This is a genomic window from Paraburkholderia sp. MM5482-R2 (assembly GCF_050436125.1).
Lineage (GTDB): Bacteria > Pseudomonadota > Gammaproteobacteria > Burkholderiales > Burkholderiaceae > Paraburkholderia > Paraburkholderia tuberum.
In genome coordinates, this window is sequence record NZ_JBNDLP010000003.1 from 2,171,602 (window position 1) to 2,188,265 (window position 16,664).

Annotated in this window: 12 protein-coding genes and 3 pseudogenes; 7 read left to right on the forward strand and 8 right to left on the reverse strand. The window is 62.6% G+C overall.

Annotated elements, in window-relative coordinates; translation table 11 throughout:
• Positions 1–290 precede the first annotated feature (290 nt).
• Both OKW37_RS32040 and OKW37_RS32045 read left to right on the forward strand, forming a co-directional pair.
• Positions 291–1,523: a hypothetical protein gene (locus OKW37_RS32040; protein WP_184068065.1), complete on the forward strand. Its 1,233-nt coding sequence runs from the start codon at positions 291–293 to the stop codon at positions 1,521–1,523.
• Between the two features lie 16 nt (positions 1,524–1,539).
• Positions 1,540–4,137, forward strand: a complete 2,598-nt coding sequence (locus OKW37_RS32045) for an ATP-binding response regulator (RefSeq protein WP_429403303.1) — start codon at positions 1,540–1,542, stop codon at positions 4,135–4,137.
• A 36-nt stretch (positions 4,138–4,173) separates the two neighbouring features.
• Here the strand turns inward: OKW37_RS32045 and OKW37_RS32050 are convergent, their stop codons facing one another.
• The 5 genes from OKW37_RS32050 to OKW37_RS32070 form a co-directional block, all read right to left on the reverse strand.
• Entirely contained in the window at positions 4,174–5,280 is a 1,107-nt protein-coding gene (locus OKW37_RS32050) for a porin (RefSeq protein ID WP_187613122.1), read from the reverse strand.
• 107 nt (positions 5,281–5,387) lie between these two features.
• Positions 5,388–6,647: an MFS transporter gene (locus OKW37_RS32055; protein ID WP_429403304.1), complete on the reverse strand. Its 1,260-nt coding sequence runs from the start codon at positions 6,645–6,647 to the stop codon at positions 5,388–5,390.
• A gap of 92 nt (positions 6,648–6,739) precedes the next feature.
• Complete coding sequence (locus OKW37_RS32060; protein ID WP_429403305.1) at positions 6,740–7,702, reverse strand: PDR/VanB family oxidoreductase; 963 nt, start codon at positions 7,700–7,702, stop codon at positions 6,740–6,742.
• Positions 7,703–7,716: 14 nt separating this feature from the next.
• Positions 7,717–8,499, reverse strand: coding sequence for an SDR family NAD(P)-dependent oxidoreductase (locus tag OKW37_RS32065; RefSeq protein ID WP_429403306.1), 783 nt, complete (start codon positions 8,497–8,499; stop codon positions 7,717–7,719).
• Between the two features lie 105 nt (positions 8,500–8,604).
• On the reverse strand, positions 8,605–9,879 hold the full coding sequence (locus tag OKW37_RS32070) for an aromatic ring-hydroxylating dioxygenase subunit alpha (protein WP_184071569.1): 1,275 nt from the start codon (positions 9,877–9,879) through the stop codon (positions 8,605–8,607).
• Between the two features lie 141 nt (positions 9,880–10,020).
• On the opposite strand from OKW37_RS32070, the gene OKW37_RS32075 reads away from it, so the two are divergent.
• On the forward strand, positions 10,021–10,809 hold the full coding sequence (locus OKW37_RS32075) for an IclR family transcriptional regulator (protein WP_429403307.1): 789 nt from the start codon (positions 10,021–10,023) through the stop codon (positions 10,807–10,809).
• A 307-nt stretch (positions 10,810–11,116) separates the two neighbouring features.
• Here OKW37_RS32075 and OKW37_RS32080 read toward each other — a convergent pair whose 3' ends face one another.
• A complete protein-coding gene (locus OKW37_RS32080; protein WP_429404336.1) occupies positions 11,117–12,601 on the reverse strand; it encodes a mannose-1-phosphate guanylyltransferase/mannose-6-phosphate isomerase in 1,485 nt (494 codons plus the stop codon).
• Between the two features lie 287 nt (positions 12,602–12,888).
• Between OKW37_RS32080 and OKW37_RS32085 the strand changes: the two are divergent.
• Both OKW37_RS32085 and OKW37_RS32090 read left to right on the forward strand, forming a co-directional pair.
• A pseudogene (locus tag OKW37_RS32085) lies at positions 12,889–13,153 on the forward strand (NAD-dependent epimerase/dehydratase family protein); the annotation flags it as partial.
• 18 nt (positions 13,154–13,171) lie between these two features.
• Positions 13,172–13,327: pseudogene (locus OKW37_RS32090) on the forward strand (NAD(P)/FAD-dependent oxidoreductase); the annotation flags it as partial.
• A gap of 636 nt (positions 13,328–13,963) precedes the next feature.
• Here the strand turns inward: OKW37_RS32090 and OKW37_RS32095 are convergent.
• Positions 13,964–14,263, reverse strand: a pseudogene (locus OKW37_RS32095) (IS30 family transposase); the annotation flags it as partial.
• A gap of 449 nt (positions 14,264–14,712) precedes the next feature.
• On the opposite strand from OKW37_RS32095, the gene OKW37_RS32100 reads away from it, so the two are divergent.
• Entirely contained in the window at positions 14,713–15,933 is a 1,221-nt protein-coding gene (locus OKW37_RS32100; protein WP_187617758.1) for a glycosyltransferase, read from the forward strand.
• Here OKW37_RS32100 and OKW37_RS32105 read toward each other — a convergent pair.
• On the reverse strand, positions 15,923–16,273 hold the full coding sequence (locus OKW37_RS32105; RefSeq protein ID WP_429403308.1) for a hypothetical protein: 351 nt from the start codon (positions 16,271–16,273) through the stop codon (positions 15,923–15,925). The genes OKW37_RS32100 and OKW37_RS32105 overlap by 11 nt on opposite strands.
• Positions 16,274–16,423: 150 nt before the next feature.
• Between OKW37_RS32105 and OKW37_RS32110 the strand changes: the two genes are divergently transcribed.
• Positions 16,424–16,639: an NAD-dependent epimerase/dehydratase family protein gene (locus OKW37_RS32110; RefSeq protein ID WP_429403309.1), complete on the forward strand. Its 216-nt coding sequence runs from the start codon at positions 16,424–16,426 to the stop codon at positions 16,637–16,639.
• The last annotated feature ends 25 nt before the right edge of the window (positions 16,640–16,664 follow it).

Genomic DNA, 16,664 nt, shown 5'->3' on the forward strand with positions numbered 1-16,664 from the left:
ATTCGCCCGGCATGCAAGCAAAGGGCCGCCGAGCGGCCCTTTTCCATTCGATGACGGCCCACGACGCGCCGTAATACATCGAAACTTCTGCCGTAATCCTTCAAAAGTTTGCCCAAAGCCGCCCTCCACCCGGCGGGCAACCCGTCATGGACCGCTCGTGAATGCTATGTGCACGAACAGACGGGCATATCAGTGTGGATTTCTCTAGAGTTGAAGGGTCGCCGGTCCAACCGGCTGGCCACGCCGCGCGCTGACTTTTCCAGCGTCTAATCAAAACCACGGAAAAACCAATGAAAACCGCTCTCCTTAAAGACGTGTCGCCTGTTTCAAACGAGCCAACCGGACTTCTTTTGCATCGGAATAGTGCACCGCTTGCGCTCAAGCACGAAATTCACCCGGAACAGATCCGGGATAGCCTGCCGGCCCGTCAGGGGGGAGTCGGCTTTCTGTTCCACGCGACCGATTGGGAAACCCTTTCATTTTCTTTTCACAACGTTCGCGAACGAAGCGAATCGTTCGAAGAGGAGTTGTGGAAAACCAGGCCTTTCATCGCATCGCCGATCTATTCGGGCGCGCAGGTGATCGGCGCGAATATCGCCTGCCCGGTGCCGCTCGAAATGTGGCTCGGCAGCCCGCGCGGCATCAAGCGCTTTCGCGAGACGCAATTCTTTCCGGCGCTCGAGCTCGCCCGAAAGGCGGGCTTGAACATGGTCGCGATGGGCGCGTCGACGCCCTACGCGTGCAACTACGGCGCGCTGCCCCGGCCGGTCAAGCCGCCTCACATCACGACGGGCCACGCGGCGACCGCGGCGATGCTGAAGGACTGGGCGATCCATTGCTGCGAACAGCTCGACCTCGAGCTCGGCAACACGAAGCTCGCGCTGTTCGGCGCGGCCGGCCGGCTCGGCACGACGGTCGCGAAGTATCTGCTCTACAAGGATGCGCCGAAGGAGCTGGTGCTGATCGATCTGCCCGACAAGATCAACCTGCTGATCGATCAGGCGAACGAGCTGCTCGCGTCGGACCTGCTCGGCAAATCGAAAGTCTCGGTGCATACGTTCAGCCCGGACACGCCGCTGCCGGACTTCGACGGCGCGATTCTCGCGAGCAGCACGAGCGTGCCTTACCTGAGCGCGGCCGATCTCAAACGCGCGCAATTCTGGATCGACGACTCGCATCCGCGCGCGGCAAGCGTCGCAGCGGAACTCGCTTCTCGCGGTCATACGCTCTATATTGAATGCTTCGCGCGCGGGCCCGCCGGACTCGACACCGCGTTCCCGTTCAGGCTGCCATCCACCCGCGACTGCTATACCTGCTTCGCCGAAGGCTATTCGGCATGGCAGGAAGGTATCGCCTCCGATTTCATCATTGGCAGCCCGCCCGTGTGGTCGGTCTCTTATACTCATGGTCTCCTGAAGAAGTATGGCTTTTCGGTCGGACCGTTTCACGGCAAGAACGGCGATTCGCTCGCCGAAGTCGTCGAATCACAGCAATTCAATACGCATGAAATGATGGGTTCCTAATGAACTCGGAGGCCTGATGGCGATACCGCGCGAAAGCATGCGGGATATGCTGGAACGAAGCAGGTTCGCAATTCGATGGGGAGGCGCACTCGGCCTCCTGTGTCACCCCATCTATTACGTCGTCTGGACCTACATCCTTCCGCAGCCTTACGACAACCTGCTGCTGCGGCTCAGCGCGGCGGCCGTCTGCGTTCCCCTGCTGTTCCAGGCGCGCTGGCCGAGGCGCTACAACCCTGCGCTGCTGATCTACTGGCATTGCTGTCTGATTTACGTGCTGCCGTTCGTCTGCACGTTTCTGACCGTCAGAAACGGTTTCTCCACGATGTGGATGATGACCGAGGTCATGATGATCTTCATTCTGGCGCTGTGTATCGACAACCCCCTGCTGCTGATAACGTGCATCGGTATTGGCGTGTTTTCCGGCGGGCTCGCCGGCGTGTTGAGCGCGCCGACGCCGGTCGTTCTCAGCGCGCAGGACAAGTCCAACCTCGCGTTGCTGCCGGTGGTCGTGCTGTGCAGCATGGCGTTCAGTCATGCGATCAGCAAGGGACGCATCTTCGTCGAAAAGAACCGCGCGTTGCAGGCGCTCGCGGGGTCCATCGCGCACGAGATGCGCAATCCGCTGAGCCAGTTGCGGCACGTGCTCGACCGCGTCGAGGAAGCGCTGCCCGCGGCGACCGAAGCGGGCGCGGCGCCGACGCTGACCGACGGCACGGCCTCGCTGATGTACAACCACCTCGCGCAGGGGCAATTGTCGATCGAGCGCGGCCTGCGCATCATCGCGATGACGCTCGACGAAGTCGCCGCGAAATCGATCCGCCCGGATAGTCTCAGCTACCTCCATGCTGGCGCGACCACGCGCAAGGCGCTCGCCGAATACGGCTTCGACAACGACAAGGAACGCGCGAAGGTGAGCGTCGTCGTCAGGCGCGACTTCGTGTTCAAGGTCGACGAGACGGTTTATCTGTTCACGTTGTTCAACCTGATCAAGAACGCGCTGCATCACATCGTCGCGTATCCGCAGGCGACGCTCACATTGACCGTCGACCGCGACTCGGTGATCGTACGCGATACCGGCCCCGGCATCGCGCCGGAGATCCTGCAGCATCTGTTCGAGCCGTTTCGCACGGCCGGCAACTCGGGCGGCACCGGGCTCGGGCTCGCGTACTGCCAGCGCGCGATGCGCGCGTTCGGCGGCAGCATCGACTGCGAATCGGGACTCGGCAAGTTCACCGCGTTCACGCTGCGCTTTCCACCGGTAGCGGCCGACGAGGTCGAGGAGCACGAGCGGCGCCTGTTCGAACGGGCGATGCCGGCGTTCAAGGGCAAGCGCGTGCTCGTCGTCGACGACGACGACACGCTGCGCGCCCGCACCCGCCGCGTGCTGACGCAGGCCGGCGCCTATGTCAGCGAGGCGTCGGGCGGCGAGCTTGCGCTCGCCACGTTGCGGCGCGCGCCGCTCTACGACCTCGTGTTGATGGACATCAGCATGCCCGCGATGGACGGCTACACGACGACCGAACGCCTCCGCGCCGACAGAGACTGCCCGAACCGCAACGTGCTGATCGCCGCCTATACCGCCGAACCGGGCATCGCGGTGCGACTGCGCGCGCGGCGCGCCGGCATGGACGAGATCATCAGCAAGACGTCGAGTGTGCAGGAGCTGCTCACCGCGTTGCAGACCCTCTTCGACAACGGTGCGCATCATCAGCCGGGCGAACTGCCCGATGTCTTCGCCGGCAGAACCTTTGTGATCGCCGACGACGACACCTACAGCCGGCTTGTCGCGAAGGCGTATCTGGAGCGCTGCGGCGCGAGCGTCGTCGAGGCCGACCACGGTCAGGCGGTGCTGACCAAACTGCACGAAGACGGCTTCATCGACGCGATCCTGATGGACGTGAACATGCCGGGCATGAACGGCATCGAGACGACGAAGTCGATTCGCGCGCGCACCGATGCCTACGCGACGCTGCCTATCATTGCGCTGACCAGTCACACCGATGCCGAGGCGGTGCAGGCCTGCGTTGCCGCCGGGATCAACGAGGTGTTGATCAAGCCGGTGCAGGCCGGCTCGCTGTACGCATGTCTCGCGCGGCAGTTCGGCACACGCGGCGCGCCGGTTGCGGACGCTCCACAACGAATCATGGAAACCGCGGGCGGAGCCGCGCAAACGGATTTTGCGGCGACGCCGGTGGCATTGCCTCCCACTGCGAGCGCGCCCGCGGCCGCCACCATCGCTGAAGAAAGCCTGCTCGACGAAGCGCACCTCAAGGAACTGGTCTCGCTCGATCTGCTTGACGAATCGTTCCTGAACGGCATCGAACAGATTCGCTCGCTCGTCGTGCGCCTCGCAGGCAACAGCGCGGCCGTCGATATCAAGGCGACGCACGCGAGCCTGCATGCGTTGCTTGGCGTCAGCGGCAACATCGGCGCGAAGGCACTGCATCGCTACGCGCGGCAGATCTATCCACGCGTGATCGCCGGTGAGTGGCCAGTGGAAACCGACTGGCACGCCCAGATCCGCGCGTTGAGCGCGCGCTCGACCGACGCCTTGCAGCGGTATTACGCGTCGGCGAAAGGCCGGCGCGATCATCGCGACGCGCTGAGCGATTGAGAGGGCGGCCTCGGTCGCCCTCTTTGCAGCGTCAAGTCAGAACTTGTGCAGCACGCCGACCGCAACAGCGAGCTGGTTCGCGCCGGTCTTCACGGTCGTCGTCGCGACCGAAGTCGCCCACCCCGTCGCACTCAGCGCGGCCTTCGAGCTGTTGATCACATACGTGATGTCGGTGTACAGCGCCGTGCGCTTCGACAGCCAGTAGTCCGCATTGACACCGGTGCTCAATGCGTGCGCATCGACCTGGCGATACGCGTGGTAGTAAGTCGCGGCTGCGAGGTCCAGCGCCGGCGCCACCCTGTAGCGCACGCCCGCGAACGCCATCGACTGCGGCGGCGATGCGGCGAGCGTCGACCGGACGTCGTTCAGCAGCAATTCGTAGCCGCCGTACAGCGTCGCCTTGCCGATCTGATACGAACCGCCGGCCACGTAGCGGCGCTCGCTGTCGCCCGATGACGCGATGGCCGAGCCTTGCCGCTGCTCGTACACGAACGTCAGATTCAGCGGCCCCTGCACGTAGCGTCCGCCGATGTCGTACTGCTTGCCGACGCGGAACGAGCCCGCCACCGGCACGTTGTAGGTGACTGCGTCATAGCCGAGGCTGTAGAGCGCATTCAGCTCGAATGGTCCCACATGGCCGAGATACGACACCGCGTTATCCGCGCGACCGACGAACTGCGCGTCCTGCGCGGAAAGGCCGTAACTCGAATAACCGAGCGGGTCGAGCGCGAGGAAGTAGCGATACATCGGCGTCATCTGCCGGCCGAGCATCATCGCGCCGTAGCGGTCCGATTCGAGTCCGACGAACGCCTGCCGGCCGAACAGCCGCCCTCCTTGCTGCAGGGCACCGGTGTTCATCGACATGCCCGATTCGAGCGTGAAAATCGCCCGCAGTCCGCCGCCGAGATCTTCCTTGCCCGTGAAACCCCAACGCGAATTCAGCCGGTTGCCGGTGCCGAGAGCGACCTGCGTGCCCGACGATCCCTGCGACGTGACAGCGTGAGTCACGTAGGTCACCCCCGAGTCGACGATGCCATAGAGCGTGACCGACGACTGCGCATGCGCCGCGCCGCTGATGCCGATACCAATACCACATGCAAAAAGGACCTTCGACGGCCTGGCGAGAGGCTTGTGCTTCACCATGTGTCTCCTGCTGGAAAGTGAGTTGTTTTGTGATGCGGATTAGTTATCGTTCGACCTCTGTCGTCGCGGTAGCCGGCGCGGGGCCGCGTCGGCTACCGGAGAATCGGTCATTCGCGTGCGATGTGCGGGTTGACGAAGAACATCGCGATGACCGCGATAGCGGGTCCGATCGCGAGTGTGAGGAGCGCGAGCATGAACGAATGGCTCGCGCCATACAGCGAGCCGACCACCATCGGCGACACCGCGCTGCCGGACTGCCAGATAGCATTGGTCCAGCCGGCGCTCGCGCCCGCGAGACGCTTGCCCGATGCGTCGCTGACCTGAGCCATCAGCACCGGCAGATAGCCGAACGAGAACGCACCGAGAATCGGCGCGACCAGATAGAACTGATGCACCGTCGAGCAGTAGCCGAACACCAGCAGCGCGATCGCGAAGGCGATCAGGCAACCGATCGACATCATCCGCCGCGACACACCAGGCAGGTCGGAGATCCAGCCGAGCGTCGGCTTCGCGATCACCGCGCCAATGCCGAACGAGGCGACGATCGATCCGGCGACGATCGGCGCAATGCCGTATTGGCGCGTCATCAGTGCGTTGCCCCATGCACCGAAGCCGACGGTCGCCCACAACCCGCCGCAGCCCGCGATCGACAGCGCGATCAGGTTACGGTTGCGCAACAGGCCAAGCATTTCCTGGAGGCTGTTGCGCGCGGGCTTCGCTTCGTTCGAAGGCCGGTTCTTCAGCAGCAGCAACGTGACGATGCCCCACGCGAACGTGACGATGCCGAGCATATGGAATGCGTTCGACCAGCCGTGCCGCGCGGAGAGCGACGGCACGACCGCGTTCGCGATCACGACGGCGAGCGACGTCGCGGTCGTGTAGAGGCCCATTGCGCGACCACGGTCGCGCGTGAACCATGCGGGAATGATCTTCATGCCGGCCGAGTAGTCGGCGCCCGCCGCGAAACCCATCGCGGCCTGAATCACGATGCCGAATGCGAGCGAATGCGTATAGCCGAACGTGAACGTGAGCACGCCGAGCGGCAGCAGCGCAAGGGTGAGCATCGCGCGACCGCCGAGCAGATCGGTCAGCATGCCGCCAACCACGTTCGCGATCACATAGCCCGCGTAAAACGCGGTCACGAACGCACCGAGCATCGACACGCCAATGCCGAGCGACGCGCCGACCGGCGCAGCTACCGTACTCCATGCAACGCGGACCACATAGCTGAGCAGAAACGCGGCCCAGACGATGAACAGCGCGACCCAGCGATACGGGCTCGTGTCGGCGCTACTCGCCGCCCTCGCATCGTTCCCGGTCCAGACGCTCGCGGGCATACCCTCCGACGACGCCAGATTCTTCTCCATGACTCCTCCGATGCCGGGCGTGCCAGCGGCCGCCCGTTTTCTTTCTGATGGATGGCGCCGACCGCGCCTCGCGGCCGGGCCGGCGATTACGGTTACAGATCGAGCACGAGCACCCTCGACTTCGCGCGTGAACAGCACGGCAGGAACTGATCGTTGCGGGCCTGCTCTTCTGGCGACAGGAACAGGTCGCGGTGGTCAGGTTCGCCTTCGAGCACCCGCGTGACGCAGGTGCCGCAAATGCCCTGTTCGCACGACACCGGCACGTCGACGCCCGCCGCCGCGAGCGCCTGGGTGACCGTGCAATCGGCCGCAATCGACACGACGCGGTCCGAGCGCGCGAGCCGCACGTCGAACGACGCGCCATCACCCGACGGCTGCGCCGCCGCGAAGTATTCGTAATGCAGACGCTCGTCACTCCAGCCGAGCGAGCGGGCCGTGTCGAGCACCGCGTTCATGAAGCCCTGCGGACCGCACACATATAGATGCCGGTCCGCGCCGGCGTCCGTCAGCAGTGCATTCAGATCGAGCATGCCGTGCGCGTCGTCGAAGTGGTATTGCACGTTGCCCGCCCACGACGACGCGGCGATTCGCTCGACGAACGCCGCACGGCTCTTCGAGCGCGCGCAGTAATGCATTTCGAACGCCGCGCCCATTGCCGCCAGCTGCTCCGCCATGCAGAGAATCGGCGTCACGCCAATGCCGGCCGCGAGCAATAGCGGCTTCGCGTCATGCCGGGCGAGCGGAAAGTGATTGCGTGGCACGCCGATGCGAATCGCGTCGCCTTCGTTCACCGCGTCGTGCATGCGCTGCGATCCGCCGCGCGAATCGGCGGCGCGCAACACCGCGATCTGATACCGGTGACGCTCGCGAGACGCGTTGCACAGCGAGTACTGCCGCACCGGGCCGCCCGGCACGTAGACGTCGATGTGCGCGCCCGCCTCGAACGGCGGCAGGTCGCGGCCGTCGATGTCGACGAACTCGAAGCCGGCAATCCCGTCGGCTTCGTCGCGTCGTGCGGCGACACGCACCATCAGCGTGGAATCGGTCATGTTCATGCCACCTCCTCCGCTCACATCGCCGACAGGCCGCCGTCGACCATCAGCGTCGTGCCGGTTATGTACGAAGCCTCGTCGCTCGCGAACCACAGGATCGGCCATGCGATCTCTTCGGGCGACGCCCAACGGCCGATCAACGACGTGTCCTGGCGTTGCGTCTTCAGCACTTCGACGCTTTTGCCCGATGCAATGGCCCGGTTCATGTGGAATTCGGTCAGCGTCGAACCCGGGCACACCGCGTTCACGCGCACGCCGTTCGCGGTCTCCTCGAACGCGAGTGTGCGGGTCATCGCGAGCATGCCGGCCTTGGTCGCGTCGTACAGGCCCATGCCCTTGCGGCCGGTCACCGCGTAGCACGACGACACGTTGACGATGCTCGCGCGGCCCGCGCGACGCAGGAACGGCAGCGCTGCCCTGCAATAGTTGGATGTGCCGACCAGATTGACCGACACCATCGCCTGCCACTCGGCCGGCGTCGCGTCGGCGAGTGCGCTGTAGTTGCGCATCGCCGCGTTGTTCACCAGCACGTCGAGCCGGCCGAACGAATCGGCGGCGAGTTGCGCCGCGCGCACCGCATCGGCGTCGTGCGACACGTCGGCCGCGAACGTCTCGACACGCGCGGACGGATCAGCCGCCTTCAGTTCGTCGGCGACGCGCATGAGCGCCTCCGGGTTCGCATCGACGAGCACCACCGCGGCGCCCTCCGCGCAGAACACGCGCGCGGTCGCGGCACCGATGCCGCCTCCGCCGCCGGTGATCAGCGCGACCTTGTCCTCGAGTCTTTTACGTTGCTGCATTGCATACCGGCGCGCAGCCGGCCTCCTTTTGCGGAATGGGCAGAAGGTCCAGTCGGACCAGACGACGACACGCGGGGCCGGACCAGAGTCCGGCCCCGCCGTGCATCAGATCGAGTAGATCGGCTGGTCCTTGCCGTCGTGCAGATGGATCACCGCCCATTCCTGCGGCTTCTGATCGCGCGGCAGCAGCACGCCGGCAGCACGTACGCGCTGCTGGTCGGCGTCGATCGCGGGCGGATCGGTGTCGGGCACCAGCGCCGTTGCCGCCTCGTACATCATGCGGCGCGCCATCACGATCGCGCGGTCGGTCGGCAGCAGCTTTTCCTTGCTGTGATCCTGAATCGGACCCATGCTTTCCTGCAGCGACGCATCCTGCATCGCAAAGCCGAACACGCCCGAGTACGCGCGCTTTTCCTTCTGAGCCTGGCGGTCGATCAGGTAGTCGTTGTCCTTGTTCGCTTTCGGCCGGAACGTGCCACCCTCCTCGTACTCACAATGAATGCCCTTGCCGGCGTTCAGGTCGGCCAGTTCCTGCTCGTCGAGCGGACGGTCCGGGCGGAAGTTGATGCTCCACGCCCAGCAGGTGTGATCGTCGATCGGCACCCATACGTGGCCCGCGAGCGAGTGATCGCCGAACGGCGGGATCAGCGTGTACCACGGGAACAGCCACTGCGTGACGCGCCAGTAGTACGAATCCGGCTCGCCGTTGCGGCGGCCGAACAGCGTGAGGCCGAACGGCTGCTTCTCGATCTCGAAGATCACGTTGCCGTCCGCCTTGATGTAGTCGAGTGCCTTCGTGCCCTGATGCATCGGGTCCTCGTCGACTTCGTAGCGGTGTACATACGACACGTGACTCGTGTCGATGCCGCCTTCCATCGCCTGCAGGTAGTTCGATTCCTGCAGCCGCTTCGAGACGAACACGTGGCTCTCCGGCAGATTGCACCACTCGAGATCCGGCGGCGCCGGCTGGCGGTCCTTCGGCCCCATGTACGCCCACACGATGCCCGCGCGTTCGATGCACGGATACGCGGTGATGCCCATGTGCTTGCACGCCTGCGGCGCGGACGGCACTTCCACGCAGTTGCCGTTGCGGTCGAATTTCAGACCGTGATACGAGCAGCGGATGCCGTTCTCTTCATTGCGGCCGAAGTACAGCGACACGCCGCGGTGCGAGCAGAACTCGTCGATCAGCGCCGGCTGGCCGTCGGAATCGCGAAAAGCGAGCAGCTTTTCGCCGAGGATCTGCACGCGCACCGGCGGGCAATCAGGCTCTGCGATTTCGCTGGCGAGGAGCACCGGCACCCAGTAGCGGCGCATCAGATCGCCCATCGCCGTGCCTGGGCCAGTGCGAACCAGAGTTTCCGACATGTTCTTGTCCATCATTCCTCCGAATCCTGTTGTCCGTTGTATGAGAATGTAGTCTCATTGTACGGACAGATTGATCGACGTCAAGTTCTTGCGGCTAGGGACTTTCACTACAATGTGCAATCGACGCGGACCGCCGCAGAAAGGAAATTTCAAATGGAAGAAAAAAAGCCGCACGAAAACGTGCGGGCCGTCGAACGGGCGCTAGAAATTCTTCTGGCGTTCCGACCCGGGGACAAAGAATTGACCGTCGCGGAGCTGCTGACCCGCGTGGACCTGAGCCGACCGACGCTGTACCGCCTGCTGAATACGCTCGAACAGAACGGCTTTCTCGCCTCGTCGGGCGAGCCGCAACGCTTCAGGCTCGGCAGTTCGGTCGCGCAGCTCGCGCACGCGTGGATGGCGAACAATACGATCGCGCAGCTCGCGCAGCCGATGCTGCGTGAGCTTTGGAAAGCGACATCTGAGACGGTCGCGTTGTTCGTGCCGGAGGGGACGTACCGGATCTGCGTGGCCGAACTGGAAAGTCCGCAGCCGCTGAGTTTCCGGCGCGGGGTCGGCTATCGCGAGAAGCTCGTGCTCGGCGCGAGCGGCCGCACGATTCTTTCGCAGATGCCGCTGTCGGAGGACGATCTGCGGCGCTATCTGACCGATCCGGATCAGGACGTCGCGGCGCTAGCCGCCGATCTCGACGCGGTCCGCGCACGAGGCTTCGGTACCAGCCATCACGAGCTGATCGCCGGCGCAGTCGCGGTAGCCGCGCCGTTCTTCAACGGCGCGAACCAGGTGGCAGGTTCGGTGTGCATCTTCGGGCCGAGCGTGCGCGTAACCGATGAGCGCGTCGCGCAGTTCGCGGAGTTGCTCAAGCGCGAGGTGGGCAATCTGTCGCGTGCGCTTGGGCATCAAGGGGAAACTGCACGGCCGCAGGGTACGGCACGTCGGTGAAATCGGCCTCAAAGGCGCTGGCCAACGCCGGGAGCGTCGTCAGAAAGGTCGACGCTTTTGCTCAGGCTCCCGCTGATTCAGGGCTGAAGCCGAAACCAGCCGGATGGCACGCAGTTCGACATTCACGAGGTTGGAGTGTGATGTGCCCGGAGGGCCGACGGGTTGCTGAAAGTAACCGATAATCAGATGGGGCACATCTCCCGGATCGCAGTGTCCGGCGCAGCGCGCATAAAGGATGAGGCCGGCATGACACCGGCGGATAGAAGTTGGTGAGACGTTGGTGTCTCACGTGCGTATCAACCGAGGGTCAAATTCGGCCGTAGCAGTCGTCCAGGCGCACAATATCGTCCTCGCCGAGATAACTGCCCGATTGAACCTCGATGATTTCGAGCTGCACTTTGCCCGGATTCTCCAACCGATGCTGCACGCCGAGCGGAATGAAGGTCGATTGGTTTTCTGAAAGAAGAAACTGGTCCTCGCCCCGTGTCACGAGCGCGGTGCCGCGCACGACGACCCAGTGCTCGGCGCGATGGTGGTGCATCTGCAATGACAGGCGAGCGCCTGGCGCAACCACGATGCGCTTCACCTGAAACCGCTCGCCGCGCTCGATCGCATCGTAGAAGCCCCACGGACGGCGCACCTTCCGGTGCGTCTCGGCTTCAGGCGCGCGCTGCTCGCGAAAGCGCGCTACCAGCGTCTTGATGTCCTGCGCGTGTGAGCGGTCGGCGACGAGCACGGCGTCGTCCGTGTCGACGACGACTACGTTGGAGGTGCCAACGCATGCAACCAGCCGCCCGCCCTCGGCGCGCACATAGCTCGAGGTCGCGCCTTCGAAAACGACACGCCCGCTCGCGACGTTGCCGAGCCCGTCCTTCTCCATCGCTTCCCACACGGCATCCCAGGATCCAAGGTCCGACCATCCCGCCGCCAATGGCACGACCACGCCTTTGCAAGGCGAGCCGGCCGCGCCGATGTGCTCCATTACCGCATAATCGATGGAATCCGCCGGCACACGGCCGAACTGAAACGGGCAAGGACGAATGAAGTTGTCGTCCGCCTTGCCTTCCGCGAACGCCGCGGTGCAGGCCGCATGCATGTCGCCGTTGAGCTTGGCTAGCGCTTCGAGCCACACGCCCGCTCGCACGATGAAGATGCCGCTGTTCCACCAGTAGGTGCCTGCAGCGACGTACTGCGCGGCGAGTTCGGTCGTGGGCTTTTCGACGAAGCGGTCGATCAGATGTGCGCCGTTTTCGAGGGCGTCGCCGATTCGGATGTAGCCAAAGCCGGTATCCGGCCGTGTGGGCGCAACGCCGAGCGTCACGATCATGGAGCGTTCGGCATATTCAGCGGCAATTGCGATCGCACGATGCAGCGCCGGAATGTCTGAGATGGAATGGTCAGACGGCATCACCACCATGATCGCGTCGTCATCCTGATTAACGGCTGCGAGCGCCGCGAGCGTGAGCGCCGGCGCCGTATCGCGCCGCGCAGGCTCGACGATAATCTTCGCGCAGACGCCGCACGCCCGCACCTGCTCTTCTGTCTGGAACCGGTGTTCCTCCCCACACACGATAATCGGCCGAGTGTCGACGTCGAAGCCGCCGACGAAACCCTCCATCCGTGTGACGGTAGCCTGCAGCAATGAATCCCGTCCGACCACATCGATCAACTGCTTTGGAAACTGCTCACGCGACATCGGCCAGAGGCGCGTGCCCGATCCGCCTGCGAGAATGACCGGGACGATGCGCCGACAGGAGTGCCCGAGCGACGCTTCTGCGATCGCCGCTGCCATTGCGTCTTCAGAACTCACCGCGTCTTCCATCATCCACCCCTCTGGTCTTGCGTCGAACACGTACTTCCCGGCATCGCCAATTCGATTCATCGGTTATGGGTTCGCCGTGAAGCGCACTTTCTCCTGCTCTCCCACATAGGGGCCCCGCTTGATGAAGAGGGAACGACCTCACGCGTCTGCAAGCATAGGAGCAGTTCCAGGGTCACTAGACGGGTTGACCGAATATGCCATGACGTTGGCTGAAGCGAGTTTCGCGGTACCAGGTGGTCTCACACGCACCACCTGATCTGCTCTTCTTTGGTTCATCATGCACTTATCCAAAGTGTTGCCCGCAGCCCATCAAGGAAGAGTACCTGCACACGAGCAGCTTCGGGCATACCAACGAAGCCTACGCTATCGCGAAGGTCGCCGGGCTCAAGCTCTGCGAGGGGTATAACCGACAGCACGGAACGCGGTACATATCGGTGATGTCCGAACGACAACGATGATTTGCAGAACGGGCATGTGCTAGCTGCGCTCATCCGTACGGCACACGAGGCAAAGCTCAACGGGGTGCTGATTATCGAACAGGGCATGATCGGCGCGGGCAGCACGTCACAGTCGTCCGGCCTGTTGCGCACGCACTATTCGGTGCGCCAGAACGTGGAACTCGCGCGCGCTTCGTGGTGGGCGTTCAATAATTTCGCTGACTATCTCGGCGACGACGAAGCGTCCTGCGGTTTCGTCGGCCAGAGGGCCGGGGTTCCAACGTTGCACACCGACTCCCCGCGATGCTTTCCCTACGGGCTGACGCGCCCGCGTCGCGGGCTTGCCTTGCATTGAGATATACAACCCTGAAAAACCATCCCCGAAACCCTGACCTTTCCCGCAATCCGGCTCGGTTTATTTGTTGAGCGGCTTCATGCTGTTGCTGTGAATATCTCCGAAATGGCAGGACCGCCAAGCGCACAGCTGGAGGCAACCGTGAAGGCATTGGACGAGGCGTTCGGTCTCGGCGTAGTGCGATTCGGACGCGAACACGCAGAGGCCCAACCGGACGACTCCCGCGCTATTGTCCAATTCGCCGTGGGCGTTGGGTTATTCGATTGGTTCTTCAATGCGCGAACTGGATATCGCGCACATTTTCGAGGGTGCTATAAGCGTGGGTTAGAGTTCAATAAACAGATCATCGAAGCGCTGCGCCGTTGCCTCGATGCGAAACTTCCTGATATTGTCATTGGTCGGGAACTGAATAAAAACTTCGAGGACTGCGGCGAGACAGAGATTCCGAGAAGCCTTTTAATGGACTCGCTTGTGCCTCACCTGTCAAAGGTATGGTTCTGTACCAAGCTTACCCGACCGTCTCAGCAACGTGATAGTGCCGTCAGTACCCTTGGGCAGATACTGCCGCAGCAGCCCGTTGGTGTTCCCGCAGGTACCGCGTTGCCATGAACCGTGCGGATCGCAGAAGTACACACGCACGCCGGTGGCGGCGCTGAGCTCCTGATGCCGGGTCATTTCCTTACCCTGGTCGTAAGTGAAGCTCTGGCGCAGTGGGGCGGCGATCGAATTCAGTTTGGCAGTGAAGCCCGCCAGTGCCGAAGCGGCGGTGGCGTCTTCCATCTTCGCCAGCAGCACCAGGCGACTGGTGCGCTCAACCAGCACGCCGACGGAAGACTGATTGCCGGCGTCGGCTCGTGCTGAGCGACTCCGCCGGGGCAGACGCATAGCCCACGACAGAACACGTGTTTCTGGTCAGCTCGCGGCTCACAGTTCGGGCCATGGCCGAACACTCGAACCCTGCTGCTTCATGCTTGCAATGGTCATGCGCTCTTCAGGCTGAAGCTGCTGATACGTTCTTCTTTTTTGCATGTGCGCACCTTACACGAGGAAGGTGTTGCAGTTCAGATTTGATCGCGCCGTCTGTTTCACATTGCTATTGCAAACGCGCCGCGTCGTCGGCCAACTACTTGCCATTATCCGCCAGTACCGGCGGCTGAACCTGAAGTTACATTAAGATTTCGCTACCAAGATATCGCTAACGAAGCCGATTTTTCTGCATAGCCCGGCCTATAGCAGAAGACGACCTACGGAAAGTCGATTCGAGGCGACAAACGAATGCGGAGACCACCATGCCGAACCCGCCCGCCCCGCGAGCGCTGATCTGTTTTTGGGAAGAGTACATCGGGGCGGCCCCGAGCATCATCAATGCGATCCGTCGGTTGGCTGAAAATGGCTATCGAGTCGACGTAGTCGTGCGAGATCTTGGTGCGGATTATCCGGACGCGCCCGGGTTCCCAGCGGGTGTGACGATCATAGCTCTGCAGAAAAAGAACCGGGGCCTAGAAAGCCAACGATGGTGCCCGGCGTGGATACGAAGCGCATTGAATTGTGCAGCATTGGCGGTTAGCGTACATGATTTCGCGTTCGGAGCGGTAGACGAGCTGCGGGGACGATCCTACGACGTCGCATTCGGTGTTGACCTATTTGGTTTGATAGCGGCAAACGCGGTGGCTCGTAAATCAAAGGTTCGTCGCCTGGCTTACTGGTCACTCGAAATATATCTACTCAGCACTATCCGAAACCCAGTCATACGCTGGGCGAAGAAGCGCGAGATCTCGCTGAGTCGTGGAGCAGACCTCGTCATAGCTCAAGACGAAGAGCGGGCGCGTTCGCTAGCTCTCGAGAACGGATTCACTGAGCAGCGCATAGCATATGTGCCTAATTCCCCTATGGGTCGTCCAGGCGGTGTCGACACTGCTTTTCTTCATCGCCGATTTTCACTGCCGCCCAATATCAGGATCGTCTTACATGCAGGCATGATTTCTCGAGAAATGCAATCCATTGAACTGGCTCGCGCCGCAGCTTCGTGGCCAGACCCCTATCGATTGCTATTTCATGAACGGCGCCGCCGTACCATCGATGATCCGTACATCCGCGAAGTTTCGAACGCGAGCCAGAATCGGGCTATCTTGTCACTTGATCCAGTTCCTTATGACCAGCTCGATAGCATCTACGCATCCGCATGGGCAGGGGTGGTTTATTACGCGGACGATATAGGGCCAAACTTTCACCAGATGGCAGCGGCATCTGGGAAGTTGGCATTTTGCCTGCGAAACGGGATCCCGGTCGTAGTGCGAAATCTGCCTTCGCTACAGCGGATGATGGATGTCAGCGGATGCGGAATCGCTGTCAGTCAGCCCTCCGAGATACTGGATGCGCTCTCTCGCATCGCCGAAGATTACGAAGGTTACCGAAGGCGCGCACTTAGTTGCTTTGACAACTCTCTTGACTTTCGGCCGTTGTTTGACGAGGCACTGGAGCGCCTCGTATCCAACCAGGCTATAGCTTGATCTGCTGTTTATGGAAGAACGAGCAAGAATCGTGAAATCGTGGCAAAGTCGCCGCGAACGAATCGACGCAACCCAGCCGCACCGGCATCTTGCCCGTATGCGAGGCATCGCCGATGCGGGCTCTGACCATCTGCGCATGCTCGATCAATGGCCCCGCCAACTCCACCAACGCGCGCCCCGTTACATTCGGGCCGCGCTCTGGCTCAGGCCGAGCTGCTTCGCGGCACGTCATCGAGCCGCTTTCGCACACGGCGACGAATGCCTGTAGCGCGCGCAGATCGATCGGGGTCGGGGTTAGTCTCTTGAAATGCTCCGCTCGCATGGGTGACTTGCCGGTCATCCTGTGCGGCACGACAGCATGGTGCCGGGGTTCACAGGGTTGGTGTGCAGGATGAGTAATTGCATTGGCTCGGCATAAGTTTGCCTAATACAAAATTGGTGCAGCCAACGTTTTCCTAGAATTCGCCTCATTGCCCACACAGAGGTCCACATGAGCCACTACGATTTCATCGTGATTGGCGCTGGTGTCATCGGCGCGTCGGTCGCCCATCATCTCGCCGTCCTGGGCGCACAAAGCGTTCAGTCGATTTCCGTCTGGGGCTCCGACTCTCCGAACCGGGAGTTCCTGCACGTCAACGACCCCGGGTCGGCCGCACTGGCCTTGCTCGACGCCGACGGGGCCGAAGGCGTCTTCAATATCGGATAGGGACGGGGACACTGCAATCGCGGAT